The sequence below is a fragment of the Mucilaginibacter gossypiicola genome, from assembly GCF_900110105.1.
GTDB classification, from domain to species: domain Bacteria; phylum Bacteroidota; class Bacteroidia; order Sphingobacteriales; family Sphingobacteriaceae; genus Mucilaginibacter; species Mucilaginibacter gossypiicola.
In genome coordinates this window covers 322,637-348,840 of sequence record NZ_FOCL01000003.1, presented here as the reverse complement: position 1 = coordinate 348,840, position 26,204 = coordinate 322,637, and the positions used below count along the sequence as shown (strand labels likewise).

The following is a 26,204-nucleotide window of genomic DNA, read 5'->3' as shown; positions in this document are numbered from 1 at the left end:
TATTATCAAAGTTTATCATGCCCCTTGTGTTTGCTGCATTGCAATTGATGCAACGGGGTAAATAAACAGCCAATGATGTTCATCAAGTATTTATACAGGTTCATGTAAAATACTTTAGCAGGGGGCGTTGTTTGTGTTTTTTAGTGCTGTAATTCATTAAAACACAAAATACAACGTTATGAAGAATCACTTTCATGCTGATGAAAACTCCAGCCACGATGCGGGTAATGATGGGATTGACCGCCGTGGTTTTCTTGAATGTATGGCCTGGGCAGGTACCGGCGTGCTATGGATGATGACCGGAGGTGTACTTAAATCATACGGCATGAGCCAGATGATTGACAGGGCAACCGGAGGGCTTAAAAAGGGACTGATAGTACCTAAATCTGATTTTAGTTTTGTACAGATCAGCGATAGTCATATCGGGTTTAACAAGGCTGCCAATCCCGATGTTGTTGGCACGCTTAATGCTGCTATCACTAAAATAAACAGCATGCCCAACGCGCCTGCGTTTGTATTGCATACCGGCGACCTTTCGCACCTGGCACAGGCCGATGAGTTTGATACCCTTGAGCAATCATTAAAAAGTGTAAAAACCGAGAAAATATTTTACGTACCCGGCGAACACGATGTAACCGATAATGGCAAATTGTACCTTGAGCGTTACGGTAAAGGTACTTTAGGCGATGGCTGGTACAGCTTTGACTCGCATGGCGTACATTTTATTGGCCTGGTGAACGTAACCAACCATGTTGACGGGGGGCTGGGTTATATCGGGCAGGCCCAATTAAAATGGCTGGAGAACGATTTGAAGCCCTTATCAAACAGTACACCTATCGTAGTGTTTGCCCATATTCCGCTTTGGGCTATTTATCCGCAATGGGGCTGGGGTACCGATGATAGCGCGCAGGCTTTGGCCTTGCTTAAACGGTTTGGATCGGTATCGGTTTTAAACGGCCATATTCATCAAACTATTCAAAAGGAGGAAGGGAATATTACTTTTCATACAGCCAGTTCAACGGCATTTCCTCAACCCACGCCAGGCAGCGCACCTTCGCCCGGACCTATGAAGGTACCGGCCGAAAAGCTTCGCGGTTTTTTAGGGCTTACGAGTGTAAACTATGTTGAACATGATCATTCACTTGCTATTACTGATACACCTTTAATAGAAGATGAAAAAGTAACCGGGCAGAAATAGCGATGATGGAACGTGATATGAAAAGGACGTTGTTATTGCTGCTGATAGTTTGCCTGGCAACAATAAGTAAAGCGCAGTATAAGCCTGTTGAGCAGGCATCGAACCTGAAATTTACAATTAAAAACCTTGGATTTGATGTTGATGGCAAGTTTAGCGGCTTTGAAGGGGCTATCAATTTCGATCCTCAAAATATAGCAGGCAGTAGCTTTGATGTAACTATAAATGCATCAACAGTAAATACTGATAATAGCCTGCGCGATGAGCATTTACGCGGAGAAAATTATTTTGACGTAAAGGATTATCCCAAAATCAGGTTGGTTTCGGGAAAAGTGGCCGGATTAAATAAAAGTGGAATGTACCAGCTAACGGGAGTGCTGACTATAAAAGGTAAGGCAAAGCAGGTATCATTCCCTTTTTCGGCCACGTCTGCTGCCGACGGTTATATTTTTAAAGGCGGATTTAAAATAAACAGGAAAGATTTTGGAATAGGGGGAGCAAGCACAATTGCTGACGAACTTGAGGTTGAAATTAGTGTAACAGCAAGGAAAGGTTAGAGAGGTTATGAATGTTAAAATAAACAGGAAGCTTTGTGTTATTGCGGTATTAGGAGCCTCTGTAACCTGTACTGCCACAATAGCCAATAAACCCGAAACTGTGCGTTATCAAAACCTGAAGGTATTGCCCAAGGATATCAGCCCGCATGATCTGCAAAGTATTATGGCCGATGATTTTGAAGACGGGCTTGGTGTAACCTGCGGTTTTTGCCATGCCAATGCAAAGGATGGTCACGGGCTTGATTTTGTAAGCGATACTAAGCCCGAAAAAGAGATAGCCCGTCAAATGATGCGGATGACCATAGGGATCAATAAAAAGTATTTTAAGCTTAAACATGTTAACATAGGCAACCCTGCACTGGTGGTTTCCTGTACTACCTGTCATAAGGGGCAGGCATTTCCTAATGGTGTCGCGGGTAATAATTAATTGTAAATTGCTTTGTAAATCAATGTATAACAACCTGATTAAATAATCCTGAAAATTGAAATTCAACAAAGTTGTATATCATATAGCATTTTGGCTGCTGGCGTATCTTTTCTGGATCTTTATTTTCAGGAACGGTACGCTGGTGTTAACTCACGCCATAACCATCCAGTTTTGTTACCTGGTGTTTATATCGGCAAATTATTACCTCAATACGCTTTATGCAATTCCGCATCTCCTCAATAAAAAGCAATATGTAAAGTTTGGTCTTGTTTTTATAACCGGGGTATTGATAACCGCCCTTTTAAGAGTGCCTGTATCGGCGTGGGTTGTTATTCATGTTTTTAAACTGAATACGCAGTTTAACACGCTTTCCGTTTTTGCCGATTCATTTATTAATATCCTCTTTTGGGTGGTTTGTATTCTCGGTGCTCAAATGGTCATCGAAAAAATGCGTTCGCACGTTTATATTGAACAGATTGAAAAGGAGCGGGCTACTAATGAACTTAACTTTTTAAGAGCACAATTTAATCCTCATTTTTTGTTTAACTCAATCAATTCCATATATGGGCATATTGATAAGGCTAATAAGGATGCACGGGATATGCTGCTGGTATTTTCAGAAATGCTGCGTTACCAGTTATATGAATGTAATGTTGAACAAATTGACCTGAGCAAGGAGCTTAACTATATCCGTAATTACATAGCTATTCAAAAGGGGAGGATTGACGAAAGGGTGGTGGTTAATTTATGTGCCGATGATATTAAGGGGCAGATTTATGTGGCGCCCCTGTTATTTATAACATTTGTAGAAAACGCCTTTAAGTATGTGGGATTTAATGAAAGTAGGATAAATAAGGTTGATATAAGCCTGAAGCAGGAAGGGGATAACCTGCATTTCAGGGTTTATAATACCAAGGATAGTTTCCTGGGCCGGGATGAGCACTCATCAGGGCTGGGAATTGCAAATACTAAACGGCGACTTGAGATCCTTTACCCCCAAAAGCACCGGCTTGAGATAACCGATAGCGGCGATAGTTTTGAAATAAATTTAGTATTACTGGATATATGATACTTAAGTGCCTTATTATAGATGATGAGCCCATAGCGCGAAAGCTGTTGCAGGAGTATATTGAAGAAACCGACTTTTTAGTATTATCAGGCACTGCCGAAAACCCATTAAAAGCTATAGGCCTAATCAATAAGCTGGATATCGATCTTATATTTCTTGATGTTAATATGCCTAAGATGAATGGTTTTCAATTCCTTCGCTCTACAGTAACGTTGCCAATGGTGATCATGACAACGGCTTATGGGGAATATGCGCTTGAGGGGTTTGAGATGGCGGTAGTTGATTATCTTGTAAAACCGTTTTCGCTCGAGCGCTTTCTGAAAGCATCGCAAAAAGCACTGGAGTTAAAAACATTGAGGGAAAAGGTAGCGCCCGAAAAAAACGAAGCAGACCATTTTTATGTTAAATGCGACGGCAAAATTGAAAGGGTGCTGTATGATGAGCTGGTTTACATTGAAGCTATGGCCAATTACGTTACGCTATATACTGTTCATAAAAAGCTAATCGTTTACCTTACCATTAAAGGCTTGCAAGAAAAATTACCTGCCGATAAATTTATGCAGGTACATAAAAGCTACGTTGTTAATACAGATATGATCAATAACATTGAAGGGAACATGCTCAATATTAATGGTGCCAAAATCAATATAGGCTTGAGCTTTCATGACGATGTAATGGATAGGCTTTTAAAGGGCAGGCTTTTTAAGAGGTAAAATGCCTGCCCTTATCATATTAAAGCATTAATTATTTTTTAACCCGATTTGGTGATTGCTGTAATCGGTTAAGTATTCGTTGCTGAGGAAAAAATCGAGGCTGAAAATGGTGCGGTAGTCGCCGGTGTTATTGGGGTTTTGCACTTCTGTAAGGTTTCCGGTACTTGATGTTGTATACGTGTAAACGAAGCCCTTATTGGTAGTTATTGTTACTGTTGAGTTTGCAGGGAGGTCGCCTACAGAGGTGGTTGCCAGCCTGTCTTCAATAACGGTCGTTGACGGGGTTCCGGTATCAAATAGGATCTGTCCGGAAATTGTATTCCCATTATATTCAATAGTTGCCGGTATATTGGCCGAGTACCCCCCGCTGCTTGAATAACTGAGCGGGTGCATGATAAATCCAGACGAGGACAAGTCGCTGTTGTTTAAGCCGATGGTTAACAGGTTGGTTACATAGGTGCCGCTGGTTGAGAACATGCTTTTGTTTAATGTAGCCAGTTTAAATCCACTTGTAAGACTGGTGCCAGTGTCAAAAGCTCTTAACGGGCTTTGAATTAAGCTGGTTACATAACTTGTACCCGGCCCAACGCCAAAAACATCGCTGGCATGAGCCGGTAATTTGGCGCCGGTTTCGTCAATTATTTTATAATACAAAAAGAACGGAACTCTTTTTAATGCAAGGTTGCCCTGAGCATCGCCTATAGTGATGTTGGCATAGGCCAAATTACCATATTCTTTGGTAGAGCTAAGCTGGTCGCCGAAGCTTATCGTTCCCTTGGTGCTGGTTACGGTAATGCCGTTTACAACAACCGAATCTCCGGTAACCTGGATACCCGACGATGTGATCATTGATGCCGGCAGGATATCTGTGGCATCAAGCGTCATGCCCGATGAACCGGTATCAAATACACTATAATAAGTTACAGATTTTGTACCCACCTGTGTAATTGGCAAAAAAATCCGTTTGTTTATGCCGCTTACATATTCATATAAACCAAGCGTAACAGGGGTTATTTGTGTTTGAGGTGTTGATTTCTCTTTTTTACAGGAAAAAAAAGCAACAGTTATTAAAAAGCAACCAATAATTTTGGATGTGAACAGTAAATGTTTTGTAGTCATATATGGCCGTTGTAAAACCCGGTTGGTAATAAATACGATAAAATAACAGTTTTAGTTGGCATTAAAGTTAGGATAACAATTTAATAAGCCGGGTTAATGAATCGATAAAACAGGACATTGAACCGATTAATTATCCGGACATATAAACGGATTGGGAGCCTTACTATTGTTTTGTGCTTAAAGTAAATGATTGGTTTCTTTGATGATATCCATTACAAATGTGCTTTTGGAATGGCCTATTCCTTTTACCTCGCTTAGTTTATTTACAAAAAAGTAATGGTAGCTGTCCATGCTTTCGGAAACAATTTTGAGCATAAAATCAAAATCGCCCGATATGTTGTAACATTCAATCACCTCATCAAACTCCAGTACGGCATTAATAAAATCGGCGCCTGCTTTACGGCTGTGTTCGCGCAGGGTTACCATGCAAATAACCATAATGCGTTTATTGAGCATGCGTTTATCTAAAATGGCGGTATAGTTTTTAATAACCCCTGCTTTTTCGAGGCGTTTAAGGCGCTCGTGCGTAGGCGTTGGGCTCAGGTTTATTTTAACAGCAATTTCCCTAACGGTAAGCTTGGCGTTCCGTTCAACCAGCCGTAATATTTCGTAATCCTTTTCATCAAGCTGGATAATCGTTTTTTCTTGTTCTGTTTGAAGTGCCATGTTGCTATGTTGATTGGATGTTTGTTCTTTTGATTTTGATTAAATTGATATTATGTTCTAAAATTATAATAAATATTGTTATTAATTTCTATTAACATAATTTTGAAAGGACAAAATTTAAGATTATGTCATTGAAAAAGAACAATATCCTCATGATAGCCTCTTTGGCCATATTTGTGGAGGCACTGGATATCGCCATTATTAACCTCACTATTCCGGCAATTCAAAGGCAGTTTATGGTAAGTAACGACCAGGTTCAATGGCTGCAAACACTTTATGTATTGTTATATGGCGGGTTCCTCATCATTGGTGGTAAGCTGTCGGATGTTATGGGGCCAAAGAAGATCTTTATTGCCGGTGCTGCATTATTTCTGTTAACCTCGCTGAGTGCAGGATTGGCCGGCACTTTCGCGTTTCTTAGTTTATCGAGGGCAATACAAGGCCTGGCAGCAGCGCTGATTATGCCTTCGGCCTTTTCTATCATAACGCATACTTTTACCGAAGAGCGGGAGCGGAGCAAAGCAATAGGGATCTTCAGTTCGTTTGCGGCAGTTGGTTCGGGCATTGGCCTGTCGGCAGGCGGAATCATTAGTACTTATATGGGCTGGCATTGGGTGTTTCTGATCAATGTGCCAGTGCTTGCCATTGTAGTCGTTGTAGGTTGGGTTTACCTTGCTAACGATGCGCCTGAACAAAAGCAATCAACTCCCGATTTGTTTTCGGGCGTTTTATTGGTGATGAGCTTGTTGATGCTTAGTTACGGTGTACATCAACTTGCAGATATCCAACAACAACGATCTGTAATTTTGCTATGTGCCGTTGGGGTTATAGTTTGCACGAGGCTGTTATATGTACGTTTAACCCGTCGTGCAAATCCACTCATTGATCTGTCGGTCTTTAAAGCGCCATCGGTCATCACTGCAAATGGCGTATTTATTTTACTGGGTGCTTTTTTTACCGGATACTTGTTTATAATATCCCAGTTGCTGCAAAAGGATATGCATTATAGCGCGGCAAAAGCCGGGTTGTTGCTTGTTCCGTTTAGCTTGTTATCGGCCATTGTAGCTAAGTTTATGCTACCGGGTATCATGAAGCGCTTAACAACCGAACAAACCGGATTGCTGGGCATGAGCTGCATGTTAACCGGTGGGCTGGTTTTAATTTGTGCGGTGTTTGCAGGCCATTCGCTTCTTTTACTGCTATTATCCGCCGCATTTATATCCGGCCTGGGCATGACCATCTGTTTTACAAGCTTATCGGTACTGGCTGTAAAAAATATCCCCAAGCAGCACTACGGCTTGGCTTCAAGTCTTGGTACTACAACTTACTTTTTAGGTGCCGGTGTTGGCTTATCTATACTCACGCTGTTTATGCAAAGCGGTAAGCACGAGGCATCGGTAAGTGCTTTATCACTTATTATCCTGAGTGGCTATGCTTTGATAGGTTTGTTATGGTTGATTATTTATCTTGTGAACTCAACTGCCAAAAACACGCACATGGCATTAAGTGAATCACAAAGACTGCCTGATGTTTTTTAACTGATGAATGTGTTTCTGGGTATGATAGCAAATAAGGTACAGCCACTCCAATCGGGTAAGTTCACCAAAAAAGGGCACTACCAGGTCGGTGCTAATCGCGTAAAGATCTTGGGAGTTAATTACATCCCTAACCTCGGAGATCGCAGTTTGCAATAATTCGACAATCTGGTGTTTTTGATGTGGCCCATCTGACGGGCATATCTCCGGTGCTGATTTGAATTTTGCCTCAAAATCAAGAAACAGGTCTTTAATCATTTTTACCTTTTCTGCGGGGTTTCTTTCTGCAGGTTTTGCGCCTCCGTTAAGTACCGGAACAAGTTGTGAATCTGATTTAAAAATGTGTTCGGCAATCTGTCCTGCAGACCAGCTATCGGCGGATAAGGATATATTTATTTGCTGCTCATTAAATAGTGCAATAGTTGATAACAGGTTACCGGCAGTATTTTCAAATACTGTCAGTAAATTGATACGGGCATCGGTTTGATGGGTGGTGGTTTGATTTTCCATGACGTTTTAAAGATTGGTTTATACAAATCTCCACGCAAAATCAAAAATTACACCTTGTCGTTTGTGCCATAATTGGGGTGGTTTTGCGCCATTGTGAAAAATAAAGTCTTAGCTTTTCCTTTTGCCCAATGAAAACCGATTGCCTGAGTCATCCTTAAATAGAGCCTAAAAACCATAAAGCTTTTTGGTTGTAACAATGACGATCAATTTAAATTCGTAGTAAATTATATGATGAAAAGAGGACTTTCAGTATGCCTTGAAAAATCATGAAGAGTTTATTTTAAGGCAATATTTTGTTAATGAGTAAATTATATACTGATGTGAAAAATCTTTAAAAAAAAATTTTGCAACTTGATTTAAAATCCTACTTTTGCACACCCAATCAGGGAAGACGGGATGTAGCGTAGCCCGGTATCGCGCCACATTTGGGATGTGGAGGCCGCAGGTTCGAATCCTGCCATCCCGACAAAAGCGATACCAAGTGTCAAAAACCCTCTAAATTGAAAGTTTAGAGGGTTTTATTTTCTGATTGGAAGAATCATAATACCCGGCGAAAGCCAAACGGGATGTAGCGTAGCCCGGTATCGCGCCACATTTGGGATGTGGAGGCCGCAGGTTCGAATCCTGCCATCCCGACTACCGGTAAAATAAAAAGCCTTGACGAAAGTCAGGGCTTTTTTGTTTTGGCTCATCTCAATTTATCCGGGACTCATCATTTTGCCGCGTGTACCGAGTGATAATCTCTCCAAAGCCATTCTAATGCTTCCGGGAGCGTTTGCTTTTTAACGTTATTGTCTACATGGTGGGCGTTTCGGGCAAAAACAAACTGGTATTGATAGCTTTTTGCGGCAAGCTCTTTAGCCATATTTTCGTTTGCAAGCACCCAATCATGCATGCCGTCGCGCATAATGTTTGGGTTAAGAAGGTCCTGGTCGCCCACTTCCAGCCAGATCCTTAATGGTTTTGGCCGGCTTCTGGCAATCAGGTGTTGATGAAACTCCCAGGCGCCGTGTGGTGTTTCGGGATTATAGGGCCATTGCTGGTTGATATAGGTGCCCGAATAGGTGAGCACCCGGTGATACCACTCCTGATGGAACCAGGCCATGATCAAAGCGCATGATCCGCCAGAGCTGCCACCCATGGTAGCGCGGCCATCGGGGTCTTTTGTTAGTTTTACCTGGCATTTGTTTTCCACAAGCGGTAGTACCTCATTTTCTACAAATTCTGCATACCTGCCGTTCATGGTATCATATTCAAGCCCCCGTTGGCTACCTTGTGCATCGCCGCCACCGTTACCGATTGATATGGCAATCATAGGTGGCACTTTTCCTTCAGCGATAAGATTGTTTAAGACAGTAAAGAGCAAATCGTCCGGGCCATCAGTGCCAATGATGAATGGCGCCTCGGTGCCGGCGACATATTGTTTAGGAACATATACCGCTACCTGGCGGGTATAGGGGGCTGGGTGACTTGTTGTAACGATGAGCTTGACCGGATTAGCGGGATCTGGTGTTCCAAATGTATTTGCTTCCCTGGCAATGCCGGGATAAATTTTGCTTTCCTTAGAATTAATGGTAAACCGGTATATTGTACCCTGCGGAACGTTGGTTTGTACCATTGATTCGGGCGAGGGGGTATGTGTGGGCCCGATTATAAAGTTGCCAATTGAATTTGGCGATGGATTGGTTCCGTCGGGCAGTTCCGTAGCTGCAACATACCCGGGGGTATGCGGATCCCGGATTGGTATTTGGGCTATGGTTGGGTTTGCACTCCAAATTGTGCAAAGTAATATACCCAACAGCCAGGGGCGATTGTATATTTTAATTAGCCTCATTTTGGTTTGATTTTATGGGGGTGATTATTTAGGATACGTCTAAAATTAAAACTTGCAACCGAATATTACGAATTAACCTACTGATTTGCTTCCGATAAAGGCGACGAAAGCAGCAAATGAGAATCAATGTTGTCTGTAATAATAGTTTGGGTACAAAAAAGCCCGATGCAAATTGTACCGGGCATATTAATATAGTTTAGTTGTTTGTTATTGGCTATTAGTGATTAATGGTTATCAACTGCTTGTTTTCAAATGATTTTAGTGAATGTGTTGGGGGCGGGGCAAGCATCCCGTTATTGATTTGTTGGTTTATGTATGTTGAGTATTTTATAGCTCCCTTATAATTTAGATGACCAAAATCAGCAAATTCATCGTTTTTGAGCGGAAAATTATTGAAGTCGAGAAACTTTATATCGCTGAAATAACGTTGGCGGATCGATGAAAACTCAGCCTCGTTACTTCGGTATTCATATAAGGGATGCTGGGGACTCCTGATCAGGAAGACGTTTTTGTGCATGCTGGCGCAATAATCTATTATTTTTCTCAGGTATTGAATGTTGGTTGTTGATATAGTGCTTTCATTTGCCGGAGCTTTAATGTTTTGGCCTGCAGGATTAATAGAAGGCAGGGGCTTGGTGCCTTCTATTTTAAAATAACCTCCGGTTTTTCCCGTATAATTATAGTTGAATGAAAGAGCCTTAATGAGGTTGCTGCGGGCTGCTATGCCTATACAATTCATAAAGTATTTTGAATTGTGTTGAGCAAGTAACTTAAAATCGGATACTCCCATAAACGATGCGTATTGCGGAAACATGTTCGACATATAAGTGTACCCCCAGGTCCACTCATCCATTTTGGGAGCAATCTGGTTATTTGAAAACTCAATTAAAACGGTTGTTACCTGCGGGTTTTGCGATAGGTATTTTTTTACTTTTTGAAAAGTGTAAAAATAAGATTCGGCCGAATGGGAAAGATTGGTAAGCTTGGGTATAAGCGTATCGTCATAAGCACACTCAGAATGCGAATGACCGAAGATGACAATGGTGTTATCTTTTTTTATAGTGAACTTTGAAAACCTGCTTACCATGTAGCCCGGAATTAAGGCTATTGCCAATACGAGCAGGCAACCTGCCAGGGCAAATGTTACGGTTTTGACTAAAAAACGGTGCATGGCTTAAAACTGAAAATAAATAAACTGCTGCTCTTTACCTGTAAATAAAAATATTACAATGATTAGCGTGTAATAGAATGCCAATCTGTACCCTCGTCTCCTTAACCAGGTTAATTTTTCTATGGCATACTGGTTTTCCCGGCCCTGCCACTCCACTATAATAAAAGTGATAATAAGCAGGATAACCTCAAGCAGTTGCTCTTTGCCAACATCTAATTGAGGCACCGAGAAAAGTGATTTTGAAAAGATGCCGCCAATGTATTTAAACGCTTGTGTAACGCTGTCGGCCCTGAAAAAGATCCACGCAAAAAGCACCTGTATAAACGTGAACACCATTTGCATAAATTCTCGGGGTGTTGGCAATGCATTGCCTTTAGCAACGATTTCGAGATGATTACGGTTGGTTTTTAACAGGATTGAGGGTAGAATGAATAGAGCGTTCAGGAACCCCCAAATGATAAACGTCCAGTTTGCCCCGTGCCAGAAACCGCTAACGATGAAAATTACCAGGGTGTTCCGTACTTTGAGCCAGGTGCCTGTTTTGCTGCCCCCCAGGGGTATGTACAGATAATCTCTGAACCATGATGACAGCGAGATATGCCACCGGCGCCAAAATTCGGCCATATCCCGCGAAAAATAAGGGAATGCAAAGTTTCTGAGTAAATCAAACCCAAAGAGTTTGGCGATGCCAAGGGCCATGTCCGAATAACCGGAAAAATCACAGTAGATCTGAAATGCAAAAAATATGGCGCCTAAAACCAGCGTGCTGCCCGTATAATGGGCGCTGTTGGCAAATATCAGGTTGGCATAGTCTGCACACTGATCAGCTATGACGGCTTTTTTAAACAAGCCCCAAAGCATCTGTCTGAGGCCGTTAATGGCCTCCTGGTAATTGAATTTCCTTGTTGCTTTTACCTGGGGCAACAGGTGTGTGGACCGTTCAATTGGCCCGGCTACCAAAAGCGGAAAAAAACTAACGAACAGGGAATAGTCGATAAAGTTTCGCTCGGCTTTAATACGGCCTTTATAAACGTCAATTACATATGATAAGCCATGGAAGGTGTAAAAGGAAATACCAACCGGTAAAATCACATTTAGTGTAAACGGGCTTAAATGAATGCCGATATCCGCGCATACTGCGGCGAGTGATGATGCAAAGAAGTTGTAATATTTAAAAACACCTAAAAAGCCCAGGTTTATGGTTATGCTTAACCAAAGCCAAAAGGTTTTGAGCTTCTGGTTTTTTGCCTGGTACATTTTTAACCCGGTAAAATAATCCAGCAGGGTTGAAAATATCAGCAAAAACAAAAAACGCCAGTCCCAGCATGCATAAAAGAAATAGCTTGCCGCCATTAGCAATAAGTTTTGCTGCTGCAGTTTCCGGTTAAATACAAACCAATAAAGCGCAAAAACTACAATCAGGAATATTCCGAACCCAAATGAATTGAAAAGCATGGCATATGAAATTATAGGAACAGCTAAAACAGGTTGATTTAGGATGTTTTTTAGGTATGGAGGCAGGAAATAGGTAGATGTAAAAAAATGACAATAGAAAAGTCAATCGCCGTTGGGAGCAATCAACTTATAATAACATCAAATAAATAAAATAGGTACTGGATTTAATCGATATAAATAACTTTTATGTTACTCAGGTTTTAATGTATTTTCATTGCGCAATGCTTCGTTGAATTTTTCAAGCAGCTTTATGTACTTGTCCATCCAATAATAAATAGCATCAAGAGGGGCATCTTTTGTCTCATGAGCTTCAATATCTTTTTCAGCATTAGGCGAGTTAAATCTCAGGGCAAATTCATTTGGAAATTCCTTTGAAAAATCATGCTCTATAACAATGCCTATCTGACAGATGATATCAAAGCTAAGCCTTTTTGTGTTGAACCAATTATATAAGGTTCGTCTGCTTACATTTAGCTTCCGGGCGATTTCACTTATCCCCATATGGTCGCGTCTAACAATTCGCTCTACAATTTTACCAAAATGTAAATCTTGAGTGTCATTAATACCAATTGATCTTTGATCATTATTGATATATGAGCTAATAGGGTAATAAACTTTGCTGTGCATAAGATTAGATTGAAATTAGGTTGTCAACTTTAATTGGTTAGCATAAATTAAATTTAGGTTATCGTAATTGCATATTACTTATGGATATCTAAGGCAATAAATATCCGTTTCGGCTTTTTTTAATCATGAATTTAGATTTAGGTTGTTCATTGGCGTTAATATTCTTTACCCTACTTTTTATACGTGTAAACAAAAAGTAATTTTTTTGAAACCTTTGTTTTGTTGTTTACGTAATAAAAATATGTATACTTCTTTTTTAATTCAACCTATAAAAGGCCAAATTATACCTGTAGAGGGTGATAACTGATACTTATTTAACACGGATAAGAATATCTCTTTTTTTTGCACATCCATTTTGTTCATTTTTTGTGAGTGATAGTTAAGTAATTAAACTTTTGCCCATTCAATATAGTATCATTTTAATGTGATTTCTTTTTGGTGTATTTTATTTCAAAATAAGATAAATTTACAACTATTCGCTATTAGGACAAATTAATTCGCAAGACGGCAAAATGCCGATAAATTTTTTTTCAGTTGCAAGAAATTTTGGCAATAGCAGATGTTAAGTGTGGTGAATTTTACCAGATAAGGTGCTTTTTTTGATCAAACCGGGGTAATATCAAAAAGTATTCCAGACAGCTTTTTGCATTTATTGTTTTGAAGTTCGGGGTAGCCAATTATTCTTATTCGTTTTAAATTGCCGCCGACGGTTATTACTTCAACTTCAATATCAAATGGATTTCCGTATTTCAATGAATTTCTCAACGCCTTTTTTACTATAATTCGATTTTTACCTTCTTTTACAAATTTCCAAACGGCCTTCATATTGGGTATAAAATGATCCGGCAGTTCGAAAATGTTTTGTATAACCTTGTCCCATTGCGTTGTATGAGTAAGCATATCACGGGTCCAGGTGCCAATTTTTGAGATGGTATCGGCTTTTTTCAGAAGCCTGACCGCTCGTTCATTTTCTTTTTCAATCAGTTTGATTTTAGATATATCTTCGGTGTGCACGCATAAGCCGCCCACTTCTCCCGATGGGGTAAACCATGGATAAATATTCCATTTCAACCAACAGCGGATACCATTGTTTTTTCTCAACAATAGCCCATCACATTGATATATGTTGCCTTTTAAACAATGAAGATGCAGCTTTTCGCATTTCTTTTTTGTAGATGGCAATATTTCATATACACTTTTATTAATGAAATTTGTGTTTTGAAGATTATATTCGGTTATCCAGCTTTTTGAAACAGCGATAAACTGCATCTGGCTGTTAAACATGGCTATAGTAATAGGGGCTTCTTCAATCAGTGTTTTATAATGATTGATGTTTTCTTGCTGGGGGTGTTCAGTTTCCTGAATTGCCGATTTTTCTTCTAAATATTTATGATAACATGCCGAAAAGTTTGACGGGTTAGAAAAATTTAGCATTACCGCCATTTGATTTTTATTGCAGCGCTTTTCTCTTATATATCTGTCTGCTATTTCCATCTGCAGATACCGGTAATAAGAGAAAATGGTTCTTCCAAAGCTCTGCTTAAAATCTCTTTTTAATTTTGATTCGGATACAAAATGCTTTTTTGAAAGTGCAGAAATGCTTGGAAAGCCGGTAAACAGGTTTTCATTTAGCGTTTTAGCTACATTTTCAAGCAACTGGTCATTTTGTGTTAAAAACTCTGGCAGTTCTTCTACCCGTAATTCACCATCAACCGGTTTGGAATTTAACGGGCTGATATCTGCCATGTGCGCATAAAACCCCTTTACATCTCCATTAATATAGTCGGGGTGGTAAGTGACCCGTACATTTTTGGCTTTGCCTGTATACAAATGGATTACCTGGTCAAAAACCTGTATTTTACCTGCAAGGGCACCGTTAATATACGGAAGTTGCACATCGAATAAGGTACCTAAAATATCTGAAAGGTGGGATTTATTGATCATTTGATCCGGCGTTATGCCAAACCAATCGGCCGTAGCTTTATTGGCATACCTGCAAATCAGGTTTTTATCCCAATAAGCAAGCATAGCCTCAGTGTGCTCCGACACGTTGAATGCTATTTCAAAAAAATTAGAATTCAGATCAAAGGACATAAGATTCCCTCTTAAAAAATATTACTCATCGGCTTTACCCATCTTAAGGCGGATGAGTTTTTAGGTTATAATTTGCTTAAATCTGCAAATTATTATTGATAAGATATGACACAGGTTATATAAAAATTACAAAAAATTAATTTGCCATCTGTTTATCAATCAATTTTATGTCGAGCTTTTCATATTGCGAATTATTGCTGATATAATCGGGCAGTATGGTTTTCATTTTAGATACCATTAAGTCCACTTCATTATGCAGGTTAAGTTCTAAGAGGTCCTTTATTAAATTGTTGATCTTAGTGTAACTTACGGGGATGTTTTTTGAGATCTTGATGTCCTTATTGTAAGTTGGTATTACCTCTTCTTCCGCGTTTAATAATTCTTCGTATAATTTTTCGCCCGGGCGCAGGCCTGTATAAACAATCTGTATATCTTTTCCCGGAACAAGACCTGCCATCTTAATCATATTGGCAGCCAGGTCGGTAATTTTCACAGGCTCACCCATATCAAACAGAAATATTTCGCCACCCTTACCCATTACTTCGGCCTCAAGCACCAGTTGTACAGCTTCGGGTATTGTCATAAAATACCTGGTGATATCAGGATGGGTAACAGTAACCGGGCCCCCTTTTTCAATTTGTGCTTTAAAGCGGGGGATCACTGAACCGTTTGAACCAAGTACATTACCAAACCGGGTGGTAATAAACCGGGTTTGACTACCTTTTGATGGATCGGAGTTAAAAAAATGTTCTTCAAACAATAGGTTGTTTAATGATTGAATGTACATTTCGGCAATGCGCTTTGACGCTCCCATAATGTTTGTTGGGCGTACTGCTTTGTCTGTTGATATCATCACAAACTTTTCTACATTAAATTCAATCGAGATATCGGCCAGGTTTTTTGTACCCCATACATTGGTTAAAATAGCCTCGGTTGGATTATTTTCCATCATTGGCACATGCTTATAAGCTGCTGCATGGAACACAATTTGAGGCTTGTATAAGTTGAACAGCGTTTTTATACGCCCCGAATTTTGTATATCAGCAATAAACACCCTGGTACGGTTTCCATATAACCCGTCTTCAATTTCCATTTGTATGTCATGCAGCGGGGTTTCGGCCCTGTCACATAACACAACAAACTCCGGGTTATACATTAATACCTGCCTAACCAGCTCCGAACCTATCGAACCTGCGGCACCCGTAATCAAGATCCTTTTACCCTTAATTTCATCTAAAATATGCTCATTGCAGATTTTTATGGGTTTACGCTCAAGCAGGTCTTCTATTTTTAAGTCTTTAAACTGATTGGGGTTTGGTTTTCCATTTATCCACTGATCTGATGATGGCACAACAATTACTTTTATGCCAAGCTCAATGCATTTTTCAACAGCCTTTCTTTTTCCGTCGATTTTTATGTCTTCAGATGTTATCAGCATTGATTTAATATCATAACGGTTTTTTAACAGATCAATTGATTTTATAGGATAAACCCGCTTTTGCTCAATGCATTTTGATATTCTGTCAACTCCGGTATCAATAAAGCCCTGAACATTGAGCATAAACCCTTTTTGTGCTTCAAGAGCATTTTTAATGAGGATAGAAGGTTCGTTTGAGCCGTAAATCAATACATTTTCTTTTTCAACTTTATAGCTTGTTGCCTCAATGTATTTAAAAACATCCTTGATTATTATACGCATGCACATCAGCATAGAAGAGGTGATGAAGAAGTTGATCAGCAGTACATCCACTAATCCTCTAACATCGATTTTCAGGTAGAAAGCAAAAAACAATTGGTAAAAGAGGAGGAATGTAACATTACTTGCCAGTACAGTGATTAAAATCCGCATCATATCCCGCGTGTTGGAATATCGTATAATACATGTATGGATTTTCATGATCATAAAAATCATCACCGCATTAACGCAGTAAAACATCATGTAGTAAACGCTTATGGGATCAAACTGAAGCCGGTTTTTAAAATATAGTGATGTCCACAATGATAACAAAACTACCATCAGGTCAATTACCAGGATTAGCCATCTTGAATGGAATTTATCCTGGAACAACAAATTTTTGAGGTATATCATAACTGGTTTATTTAGGTATTCGTCTTAGGCGTATCGGTACAGCGGGAAGAAGTCAACTTCGGCATTTTCTTCAATGCCCTTATCCTGTAAAAGCTTTTGGTATATTTCGGGATTGGCAATATATCTCCATGTTTTAAAATCAAGATGGAAGTCGGAGAAGGCACATTTCCAGTCAAAGAGCTTGTCGTTCTTAAAGCCAAGGCCACCGCCCAGGTTGTAATACTTCATGCCTTTTTCTCTACCTATCTGCGTTATGCAATCGGCCAGGAATTTGGTTGGGCTATGATGTAAATATTCTGCACGGGCACCTACTAAATGAGCTTGAATAATGCCGTTTGTAAACGATATTATTGTGCTTGCAATTGCGATATCTTTGTCGTAAACAGTTAGCAGGCGGGCTTCATATTCGGAGGTATTTAATATTTCTGAAAAGTATTTTTCATTAAACAGGTAGTAGCTGTTGGCGCCCACTCGTTTCATGTTTTCGGTATAAATTTCAACAAAGGTGTTTAGGCCGGTATTGGTTTCATCTTCTACTCTGAACCCTCTTTTCCACGCGTGCTTAATGGCGTCCATTGTTGACTGCCTGTACTTTTTACGCTGCTCGTCAATAGTAAGTGAAAGGTCAAATACCACCGTTTTACCGTTTTCGTGGATACCTCCAAATTTCTCTAACAATTTTTGCTGCTTATAAAAAGGATGCAGCCTTACAAAAACAGATACATACTTTTCATTTACCAGGAAATTACTGAAAGCGGTTTTGAAATTTTCCATCAGCACTTCATCTATCTCATCAAATTTTTGATTTGAAAACGGACCCGAAAATCCATATACGCAGGTGAGGTCACAGTAATCAGATCCGGGAATTTTTCGCTGTAGTAATGGAAAGCCTATGTAGGTGTCAGCTTCTTCATATACAAAAAGAACAGGATCACCGGCTGTTTCAAGTGAATGGTAATGCCACGTATGATAAAAATCATATTCGGCCGAATTACCCACATAAGAAATCCATTCCTCTTTATTGAGAAGGGTAAAAATCTTAATCATTGAATTTAAAGTTTAGGAAATAGAAAATTAAACCTCCTGGTTTTGGAGGCAAACAAATTTACTTTTAGTGATGCTCATCATGATCAGGTCGTTCTTTTTACCTGTAATTTCAAACCCTGCCTTTTCATAAACGGTGATAGCAGCAATATTTGCCGGGTGAACTTTTAAATAGATCTCCTCCAGTTCTTTGATCAAAAAGCCATGTCGTATCATTTGTACTGTTGCCTGGTAACCGATGCCCTTGCCCCAGTAAAGTTTGTTGCCAATAAACAGATGCAGTTCTGCATCTCGATCAGTAATATCCAGTAACTGGATATTACCTATGTAAGTATTAAGCTCTTTAACGCAAATGGCAAATCTAAGCTGGTCGGGCCTGGCGAGTTTTTCACGTAACCAGGCTGTTTCAATTTCTGAACTGATGTAATGAGTAGGTTTGTAACCGGTGTATACCCATATTAACGGGTCATTGCGCCAGGCGTAAGATGTGAACGCATCTTCTATTACAAGGGGGCGTATGTAAACTGAAATGGTCATAAAAAAAGTCTTAACGTATTTAACATATTGAACATATCCTGAAGATCATACCGCTGATCTATCGGTAACGGTACCAGGCATTGGGCCAGGTAGTTTTCGTCGGTGTTTTTTTTGGTCCATTTAAATACATTTGGCCAGTAGGTTGCAACGTATATTTTTTTCTGTATCAAATGGACCTTCAGATGTCGGTCGTTAGTTAAAAAGGGGTAAACCATTGGTACCGTGTGTTCATCGGTGGCTTCAAACTTAAGCAGGTTAAATTCCGCAAGATGCTTATGTAAAAAATTGAAATTTCGTTGCCGCACAAATACACATTCGTTGTAGTTAATGCTTGAGAGTATTCTATGAGTTAATAACGACATTGACCTGATCTCGTTATTTTCCAGGTCTTTATTGTTGTTCATATAGTCGGAGTATCCGGCTTCTATGCCCGAATCTATACTTTTGATCAGGTGCGAGAACCGGTGCACTGACGTATCTACGGGCAGCTTTTTAGGAAGCTTTCGTTTAATACTTAAATAAGCGCCGTCCGGAACACCAAAAAACTTTCGGCACGAGTAAAATGTATCAACACCGGCAAGGGGTTCCGAAAAAAAAGCTTGCGAATTATCAATTATAAGGTTTTTGATCTTGCCGCTAAGCTCCGCTACTTTTGCTTGTTTTATACCAAAGTAGTTAGTGTACAAAAAGCAGGCATCGTGTTCGATATCAAAATCGATGATAGGATCTAACTGCCGGTCGACATGATAAAACTGGTATTGCACGCCTGTTCGTGTAATTGGCTCAAGCAGCACATCGCAGGTAAAATAAGGGATATAAATTTTGTGGTATTTTTTTTGTATCAGTATGTACTCTAACGCATTGCGCCCTGTGTTTAAATGAACCAAATCGGGGTAGTATTCGTTTCCTTTGGGCAGTTCCAGCTCTAAGTACCCGCCTATGGGCTTTAAAGCGGCTTTATTTTTTTGCATGACCGTAAATTGAATGTGAAAAATAAAGTTGTTATCCCTGATCGCTTTTATACATTCTTAAATGAATGGGCTGATAGTATTGGTCCAGGTTTTCGGGAATACGTGAGTTATAACCCAACACCTGCCGCTGATCAGCGCTAAGCTTATCAATAAAGTCGTATCCTAAAACCCTTGGATAGTCCATTTGTGGTTTAATAAACGGGCGGGTAAAACCCAGTGTTAATGCCCGGCGTTGTTTGATCGTTTTGTTTTCGCCGGCAGCGTGCCATATGTTCGAGTCGAAAAGAATAATACTACCTTTTGGGGTTACTGCTTTGTCTGCCTGTTCGTAAAAATAAGTTTCGTTAGGCTTGATGTCCGTTTTATGAGAGCCGGATAAAAAATAAGTAGCACCGTTTTCGGTAGTGAAATCATCGAGGGTAACTATCATTTGCACCAGTAATTTGGTATCGCCCATAAAGGTGCGTACATCGCGGTGCATGTTACTTACGTATGGGTGTTGTTGCTGTGCGTGTATTACAGCGTTAAACCCATTCAATATATAATTCCCGCTTAAAAAATAAGCTATCTCATCTGCGCAATACATTTTCTCAATAAACGGCAGGCTGAAATTGTGCTTTTCAACAAGGTGGTGAAGCGTGCCGGCCATGTTGGCACTTATTCCGTTTTTTTCCTGTATGGCTCGTCGTTTAACGTACGCTTCCTTTAAATCCTCATTAATGGTTGCAACAAAATCATTGTCTAAAGCATTTTCAAAAATAACCCACCCATAATCACGCATGGCAACGCGGAAATCTTCAAAATGCCTGTCTCCGTAATTAAGTATATTTCTCATGTATTGTATTATTGGTTTTTCGGCTAATTAATTCAGGTCCATAATCTGCATCATCCTGGCGTTTACTTTGTGTACATCAAATTTTTCCTTGGCCAACGCCAATCCATTTTGTCCGAAGCTGCTGATAGCCTGGTTGTTGGTTATGAAGTATTCCATTTTGTTCACAAGCTCGGCTGTGTTTTTTATCGGTATTAAAAACCCATTACTATTTGGCGATGTTTCGACAGTTTCCCGGCAACCAACAGAATCGCAGGTTATAATGGCGCGTCCCATGGCCATGGCTTCAAGTAAACACCGCGGAACCCCTTCCCTGTAATATGAAGGCAATACAACAACAGATGAGCCACTTATGTAAGGCCTTACATCGTCAACAGCGCCCATGTAATTGATCACACTCCTGTGCTTTATCTCCGAAAACAAGTCGGGATGAATGGCGTCAACATTATCATCATAAGCCCCGATAAGCTTGAAGGTTACTTCTGGATGCTTTAAGAACAGAATTTGTGCTGCCTCAAAATATTCACGGATGCCTTTGGCATTAATGAGCCTGGATACCATAATAAAGCTTACATTATTCATATCCGGCTTGGTAGGGGTGTAGTGACTTAAATCAACCCCCGAACCATTAACAACTGTTGTTTGATGCTTTGCTGATATGATCTTAAAATCAAGCAAAGTTTGAACATCATCTTTATTTTGAAATATAACAGACAAACCCGGTCTATTTCTGAGACTGAACTTAAGTAGTATGCGGGTAATTTTGCTTGTTAATGACGTATTGCCGGCCACAAAGTTGTAACCAAGCCCCGAGAGCATTGGGGTTATTATTTTTACTCCACCCAATTTGGCTGCAATGGTTCCGTATATTACGGGTTTAAGCGTATATGGAAAAAAAACGTCGGGCTTTAATTGCTTTATGAGCTGGTAAAGCCTTAAGGCATATTTAAGATCTGATAAAACAGATACATTACTGCCATTAAGGCTATTTTCAAAAACGACTATGTTTAACAATGCAAGTTTAGCGCGCTGATCTGGCGGTATTGTTGGGGTAAAAACATACACGGTATGTTCTTTCCGCATCAGCTCAACTAATTTGCCTCTAAAATCAATAAGTGACTTTGCTGAGTCGCAGGCAATCAGCACTTTTTTGCTTGTCATGACAGTACAATAAGCAATGTTTGTAAGCGATGATTTAATTGGTAAGGTTAACACTGTTCAAATGGTGCTGCACCAAATGAAGCGGGGATTTTAATGAACAAGAACCGGCTCGGGAGTGATATTATAGTACATTTTATACCACTCAATAAACCGCTCAACTCCTGCAGGGACAGAAACCTGTGGTTTGTAGCTCAGCATTTCATCTAAATTTGAAACATCAGCGCAGGTTTCTGCTACGTCACCGTCCTGCATCGGCATTAAGGTTTTAATTGCCGTTTTATTTACCTGTTTTTCAATTTCGGTAACAAAGTCAAGAAGGTTTACAGGTGCGCCCCTGCCTATATTAAATACCCTGAACGGCGCAGATGAAGTAGCGGGATCGGGGTTTTTGGCATTCCACAAATAGTTACGCTCTGCCGGTTTATCAATAGTATGGATAATGCCTTCAACAATGTCATCTACATAAGTAAAATCGCGCAGCATGTTGCCGTTGTTGAAAACCTGGATAGGCTTACCTTCTAAAATTGCTTTGGTGAAAATGAACAAAGCCATGTCTGGCCGGCCCCATGGTCCATAAACGGTAAAAAAACGCAAACCTGTAGTACGCAGGTTAAATAGATGACTGTACGTGTGGGCCATCATTTCGTTAGCTTTTTTTGATGCTGCGTATAACGAAACCGGATGGTCGGCGATTTCATGTTCGCTGAAAGGCATTTTTTTATTTAAACCATAAACGCTTGACGAGCTGGCGTAAACAAGATGATCGATGCTAAAATGCCGGCAGCACTCAAGGATATTTAAAAAGCCTTTGATATTAGAGTCAATATAAACTTCGGGGTGGGTAAGGCTATAGCGTACGCCTGCCTGCGCAGCCAGGTTGCAAACAGCATCAAATTTATGATCCCGAAAGTGTTGTTCAAGATTTTCTTTGTCTGTTATATCCAGCTTAATGAATGTATAATTAGGATACCTGGTGCTTACAACCGGTTTGTTATAAGCTATTTCTGATACATTGATACCTGCGTCATGCAGCCGTGCATGCTTTAGCTTTACATCGTAGTAGTCATTTATATTGTCAATGCCTACCACGGTATCGCCCCGTGTTAAAAGTTTTTGGGTTAAATGATAGCCAATAAATCCCGCGGTGCCGGTGATTAAAATTTTCATAAATAAGTGAAATTAGGTTTAAATAAAGCCTTGTGAGAAAAGGCGGTTGATTAACTGGTTAAATAGTAGCGCGAACGCTTAAGCAGGTTTAAGGTAGATGCCTGCACAAAAAAGAATCAGAATAGAAGCTGGAATGGTAGGTAGATGTAATTAGATTTATCTGAGTAAAAAGTGTACCAAATTGCGAGAGTTTGAGCGTGTGACCAGATAAATTTTACTTCATGGTATAAGTGTACTTTCTCCCATTTGTAAGCGGGTCACTATTGTCTGACGTTGAGAAGTACAGCGTGTTTCCCCAGTGGCTAAATTGTCCAAGCCCAAATGCACGGATATCGTGATGGACAGAGTGGGCCGGCCCCAGTTCAACGCCATTTTCAAACAATCTGAGCTTTGAAACCGTTGGGGCGGTGTTTGAATCGCCAATTTCTGGCAAATCATAGCCAATTTTGTAACAAAAACCACTGTCAACCCTTAATCCTATCAAACTTATTGTTTTGATTGTTTCGTCTTGCGGTTGTGGCGTAACGGTAGTGGTTGTTGGCGTGGTTGGCGTTGGCTGCTCAGCTTTTTTACAGCTGCTAAATGCAGATACCATAGCTGCGGTTGTTATTATAGGCAACACAACATTTCGGATGGTTTTAATAATTGTTTTCATAAAATTTATTTTAGTTAGTTAAAGTTGTTGCGCTACTTGTATAGGTGGGGGCCGGTTTATACCAGTGCATTCAGTATTGATTTGATAAAAATTTCGGGGGTACGGTCTTCTACATATTGCATTATTAAGTCCTTGTTATGTTTTTTAGCGTTAAGTGCATTGTTGATGGCTGTTGTTAATGAGTTAACATTATCGGCTTCGGCGAGATAGATTCCGGGGATCTCGTCAATGCCTCCTGCGCAGTTGGTGCTGATCACAACAGGGTTTAGGATCATCATTTGCAGCAACACGTTCGGGAAACCTTCTTTTATTGATGATACCACACAAGCTTTTGCATGTTTAAAAAAAGGCATCGGGTTAGCTATCCATCCTTTTAATATAACCCTGTCAGTTAATTTTAATTCGCCGATTAAATTTTCAAGAGTTATCTGCTCAGGGCCTTCGCCAAATATGAACAGCTTTAGATTAGGGCGGGATGACTTAATTTCATCAAAAGCCATAATTAGCAGGTCAAATCCTTTTTCGGGTATCAGCCGTCCTGCTGCACAAATGAACTCGGCACCTTTATCGGCTACAGGTAGTGGTGCTTCTGCTTTTATTAAGTTTTGTTCAATATCAATAGGGTTTTTTTGAATGATAACCTTTTGCTTGTCAATGTAAGGCAGATGCTGAACAAAAACATCGCGCATACTGCAGGTTTGGCATACTACTAAATTTACGCCAGGGTAGCCAAGCCAGTAGGCTATTTGGTAGCTCAATTTTTTTAAACCGCTATAACGGGTTAAAACGGAAGAGCATTCCCTTACTATAAGTTTTGATTTTAAATAACCAATCCGTTTTAAAAAACCCAGGTAAGCATTTAAATAGGGGTGGGTGCTGAAAACTATATGATCTGTGCGATAATTACTTAAGCTTTTAATTAACCCCCAAAAACCACTTAATATACTTCCGGTACTCACATATTCAACGTGCAGGTCATCTGGTAGGTTTAAGCCGCCGTTATCCACCTTTTTTAAAAATAACAGGCTGGCACTACTGGCACGGGCCGCTTGCAGCAATATATTTTCAGCTCCGTTTGCCTTATCGGTAATCGAAACAAAAAGTAATTTCGGTTTGGTGTTCTGCATTTAATTAGGCTTATTTAGATTCTTTAGCTTCCTGAATACTTTTTTAAAAGGCCCCATGGCACTAAATACCTTGCGTTTTCCGTCAACAACCAATAATCCATTTTCGAAGTTTATGGTATGCAAACCTTCGTCATAAGGTGCCTGGGGAAGTAATTCAAAAGCAGTATGGTATTGAAAATCCGTTTCGGTTATAGTGGTTATTTCATTGATCATTACAGAGCCTCCGTAACACCTTTTTGGATTTTGGCTTGGCATGTAAAGTTTTTGCCCAACTATGAATAACCTGCCGGCCGACCGGCTTACGTTTGAAGCCACCCTTATTGGGTTTTGTTTATGTGCCTTGAATGGCGAGTCGAGCTTATCGGCATAAAACAGGTACAATACGCCTTGCTCACCTGATACACTTGTAAAAAGCCAGTATTTGTTGTTGTACCGTATAATCGAGCTGTCAACAAACGGCTGACCTTCTAACAGCACGCTAACTTTTTCAAATTTATATGGATTGTTCATATCTATTTGATAAAGTGCGACTTGTTTGGCTGATCCTGTTTCGGGGATACAATACAGCTGGTCATTATCAGTGAACATGTAAGGATAAGAGAGGTGAATATCATCTTTCATGATGCCATTTACTTTTTTCTTGTTTTTAAAATGCATGTCATCAGTCATCATGATCTCGCCTCTGCCCTTCCAAAAATTAAGCTCTTCATAATAAAGATGTACACGGCCGTTGATATTTGCTGTAAACGGGTCGGCAGCATAATCTGCCTTGTCTTCTGTTAACCAGTTAATTTTTCCGTTTAATTGCTTGGTGAGGATAAGGTTTTCCGGAGATTGTGATATGTAACCTATATTCCATTTATCATAACAGAATAGTTTATGAACCATTGAATTAAGTGCAGAGAGAAGATCTTTCATAGTCGGAATACTTTTTTTAGAAATGACAGGAATGTGAGTGATATAGGTATATAGTCGGTTTCTTGCAGCAGGCTTCCACCAAAACTATCTTTGAATTTGTTGATCTTTAAAAGCTCGGTATCAGCGGTATTGTAAGCGTAGCCTCCGAGGTCATATATTTTAAAGCCAAGCTGTTTGAAAAAGCAGATGTCTTCAAAATGCAGCAAACGGTTTGCCCGGCCTGTAACAGCCCTTAACTGGCTATCGTTTTCGTTTCTGAACAGAGAAGCTGAGTGTAAAAGCCTTACCCTTTGTGACGAATTATCGCGGATGTAAGCATGCATAACAACATCCTGATCCTGGTAAACCGCTTTGGTGATAAACAGGTGCGGTTTGTATTTATAAAACTCTTTATTAATTTTTTTGAGGCCTTTGGTAACTGCAAATGCATTGTAAAACTCAATAAACGGTTTAATGCCCGTACCCATTACGGTTGATACCCCATCTTTAATGGCCCTGCGTATTTCGTATGAGGTGTTTTTATCAAAATTGGCTTCAATGGCAGGTACAGGTGCGTTTATATCAATTATTTTGGTGAAAAAATCCTCTTTGCGGTATCCCGGAACAGCTTCACTGCTTTTACTTTGTTTATAATATTTTAACAGGCAACCCCATAAATTGGGCTTAGCGGCAAACCACACAACTGTGTACGGAACTATGCGCATAGCCCTGTTGTTAATCTGGATCATAAG

Annotated in this window: 25 protein-coding genes and 2 tRNA genes; 8 read left to right on the top strand and 19 right to left on the bottom strand. The window is 39.9% G+C overall.

Annotation, left to right across the window (positions count from 1 at the left end; all coding sequences use genetic code 11):
- Positions 1–178: 178 nt before the first annotated feature.
- The 5 genes from BMX50_RS11185 to BMX50_RS11165 are packed head-to-tail and all read left to right on the top strand — an operon-like array spanning position 179 to position 3,961.
- Positions 179–1,198, top strand: coding sequence for a metallophosphoesterase family protein (locus BMX50_RS11185; protein WP_091210607.1), 1,020 nt, complete (start codon positions 179–181; stop codon positions 1,196–1,198).
- Between the two features lie 2 nt (positions 1,199–1,200).
- Complete coding sequence (locus BMX50_RS11180) at positions 1,201–1,752, top strand: YceI family protein (RefSeq protein ID WP_091210606.1); 552 nt, start codon at positions 1,201–1,203, stop codon at positions 1,750–1,752.
- A 7-nt stretch (positions 1,753–1,759) separates the two neighbouring features.
- Positions 1,760–2,179, top strand: coding sequence for a c-type cytochrome (locus tag BMX50_RS11175; RefSeq protein WP_091210605.1), 420 nt, complete (start codon positions 1,760–1,762; stop codon positions 2,177–2,179).
- A 55-nt stretch (positions 2,180–2,234) separates the two neighbouring features.
- Positions 2,235–3,248, top strand: a complete 1,014-nt coding sequence (locus BMX50_RS11170; protein WP_091210604.1) for a sensor histidine kinase — start codon at positions 2,235–2,237, stop codon at positions 3,246–3,248.
- Positions 3,245–3,961 carry a LytR/AlgR family response regulator transcription factor gene (locus BMX50_RS11165; protein WP_091210603.1) on the top strand — a complete coding sequence of 239 codons (717 nt, stop codon included), beginning with the start codon at positions 3,245–3,247 and terminating at the stop codon, positions 3,959–3,961. Before BMX50_RS11170 ends, BMX50_RS11165 begins: the two co-directional genes overlap by 4 nt.
- Before the next feature lie 27 nt (positions 3,962–3,988).
- On the opposite strand, the gene BMX50_RS11160 is transcribed toward BMX50_RS11165, so the two are convergent.
- A complete protein-coding gene (locus BMX50_RS11160) occupies positions 3,989–5,080 on the bottom strand; it encodes a pepsin/retropepsin-like aspartic protease family protein (RefSeq protein ID WP_091210602.1) in 1,092 nt (363 codons plus the stop codon).
- A gap of 177 nt (positions 5,081–5,257) precedes the next feature.
- On the bottom strand, positions 5,258–5,746 hold the full coding sequence (locus BMX50_RS11155) for an Lrp/AsnC family transcriptional regulator (protein WP_091210601.1): 489 nt from the start codon (positions 5,744–5,746) through the stop codon (positions 5,258–5,260).
- 125 nt (positions 5,747–5,871) lie between these two features.
- Here BMX50_RS11155 and BMX50_RS11150 point away from each other — a divergent pair, with 125 nt between their 5' ends.
- Entirely contained in the window at positions 5,872–7,284 is a 1,413-nt protein-coding gene (locus BMX50_RS11150) for an MFS transporter (RefSeq protein ID WP_091210600.1), read from the top strand.
- Here the strand turns inward: BMX50_RS11150 and BMX50_RS11145 are convergent.
- Entirely contained in the window at positions 7,258–7,791 is a 534-nt protein-coding gene (locus tag BMX50_RS11145; protein ID WP_091210599.1) for a DinB family protein, read from the bottom strand. The two genes, BMX50_RS11150 and BMX50_RS11145, sit on opposite strands and share 27 nt — an antisense overlap.
- A gap of 392 nt (positions 7,792–8,183) precedes the next feature.
- Here BMX50_RS11145 and BMX50_RS11140 point away from each other — a divergent pair.
- Both BMX50_RS11140 and BMX50_RS11135 read left to right on the top strand, forming a co-directional pair.
- Positions 8,184–8,257 (top strand) — tRNA-Pro (locus tag BMX50_RS11140).
- Positions 8,258–8,353: 96 nt separating this feature from the next.
- Positions 8,354–8,427: transfer RNA gene (locus tag BMX50_RS11135), tRNA-Pro, on the top strand.
- A 76-nt stretch (positions 8,428–8,503) separates the two neighbouring features.
- On the opposite strand, the gene BMX50_RS11130 is transcribed toward BMX50_RS11135, so the two are convergent.
- The 16 genes from BMX50_RS11130 to BMX50_RS11055 form a co-directional block, all read right to left on the bottom strand.
- Positions 8,504–9,625, bottom strand: a complete 1,122-nt coding sequence (locus BMX50_RS11130; protein ID WP_091210598.1) for an alpha/beta hydrolase — start codon at positions 9,623–9,625, stop codon at positions 8,504–8,506.
- A 217-nt stretch (positions 9,626–9,842) separates the two neighbouring features.
- A complete protein-coding gene (locus BMX50_RS11125) occupies positions 9,843–10,796 on the bottom strand; it encodes a hypothetical protein (RefSeq protein ID WP_091210597.1) in 954 nt (317 codons plus the stop codon).
- A 3-nt stretch (positions 10,797–10,799) separates the two neighbouring features.
- Positions 10,800–12,251, bottom strand: a complete 1,452-nt coding sequence (locus BMX50_RS11120; RefSeq protein ID WP_091210596.1) for an MBOAT family O-acyltransferase — start codon at positions 12,249–12,251, stop codon at positions 10,800–10,802.
- A 189-nt stretch (positions 12,252–12,440) separates the two neighbouring features.
- Positions 12,441–12,878, bottom strand: coding sequence for a helix-turn-helix domain-containing protein (locus BMX50_RS11115; RefSeq protein ID WP_091210595.1), 438 nt, complete (start codon positions 12,876–12,878; stop codon positions 12,441–12,443).
- Positions 12,879–13,481: 603 nt separating this feature from the next.
- Positions 13,482–14,927, bottom strand: coding sequence for a PAS domain-containing protein (locus BMX50_RS11110; protein ID WP_167667872.1), 1,446 nt, complete (start codon positions 14,925–14,927; stop codon positions 13,482–13,484).
- Positions 14,928–15,108: 181 nt separating this feature from the next.
- A complete protein-coding gene (locus BMX50_RS11105) occupies positions 15,109–17,061 on the bottom strand; it encodes a polysaccharide biosynthesis protein (protein WP_091210593.1) in 1,953 nt (650 codons plus the stop codon).
- Between the two features lie 24 nt (positions 17,062–17,085).
- Complete coding sequence (locus BMX50_RS11100) at positions 17,086–18,108, bottom strand: GNAT family N-acetyltransferase (protein ID WP_091210592.1); 1,023 nt, start codon at positions 18,106–18,108, stop codon at positions 17,086–17,088.
- A 27-nt stretch (positions 18,109–18,135) separates the two neighbouring features.
- Positions 18,136–18,642: a GNAT family N-acetyltransferase gene (locus BMX50_RS11095; RefSeq protein ID WP_091210591.1), complete on the bottom strand. Its 507-nt coding sequence runs from the start codon at positions 18,640–18,642 to the stop codon at positions 18,136–18,138.
- Positions 18,639–19,613: a hypothetical protein gene (locus BMX50_RS11090; RefSeq protein WP_091210590.1), complete on the bottom strand. Its 975-nt coding sequence runs from the start codon at positions 19,611–19,613 to the stop codon at positions 18,639–18,641. The genes BMX50_RS11095 and BMX50_RS11090 overlap by 4 nt, the downstream gene beginning before the upstream one ends.
- 31 nt (positions 19,614–19,644) lie before the next feature.
- Positions 19,645–20,448: a phytanoyl-CoA dioxygenase family protein gene (locus BMX50_RS11085; protein ID WP_091210589.1), complete on the bottom strand. Its 804-nt coding sequence runs from the start codon at positions 20,446–20,448 to the stop codon at positions 19,645–19,647.
- A gap of 27 nt (positions 20,449–20,475) precedes the next feature.
- The gene (locus BMX50_RS11080) at positions 20,476–21,606 is read right to left on the bottom strand and encodes a glycosyltransferase family 4 protein (RefSeq protein WP_091210588.1); all 1,131 of its coding nucleotides are present in this window, start codon (positions 21,604–21,606) and stop codon (positions 20,476–20,478) included.
- A gap of 90 nt (positions 21,607–21,696) precedes the next feature.
- Positions 21,697–22,773, bottom strand: a complete 1,077-nt coding sequence (locus BMX50_RS11075; protein WP_091210587.1) for an NAD-dependent epimerase — start codon at positions 22,771–22,773, stop codon at positions 21,697–21,699.
- A gap of 214 nt (positions 22,774–22,987) precedes the next feature.
- Complete coding sequence (locus BMX50_RS11070) at positions 22,988–23,428, bottom strand: hypothetical protein (protein ID WP_091210586.1); 441 nt, start codon at positions 23,426–23,428, stop codon at positions 22,988–22,990.
- Between the two features lie 56 nt (positions 23,429–23,484).
- A complete protein-coding gene (locus BMX50_RS11065) occupies positions 23,485–24,555 on the bottom strand; it encodes a glycosyltransferase (RefSeq protein ID WP_091210585.1) in 1,071 nt (356 codons plus the stop codon).
- Positions 24,556–25,473 carry a glucosamine inositolphosphorylceramide transferase family protein gene (locus BMX50_RS11060; RefSeq protein ID WP_143065144.1) on the bottom strand — a complete coding sequence of 306 codons (918 nt, stop codon included), beginning with the start codon at positions 25,471–25,473 and terminating at the stop codon, positions 24,556–24,558.
- Complete coding sequence (locus tag BMX50_RS11055) at positions 25,470–26,201, bottom strand: hypothetical protein (protein WP_091210583.1); 732 nt, start codon at positions 26,199–26,201, stop codon at positions 25,470–25,472. Before BMX50_RS11055 ends, BMX50_RS11060 begins: the two co-directional genes overlap by 4 nt.
- Positions 26,202–26,204 lie beyond the last annotated feature (3 nt).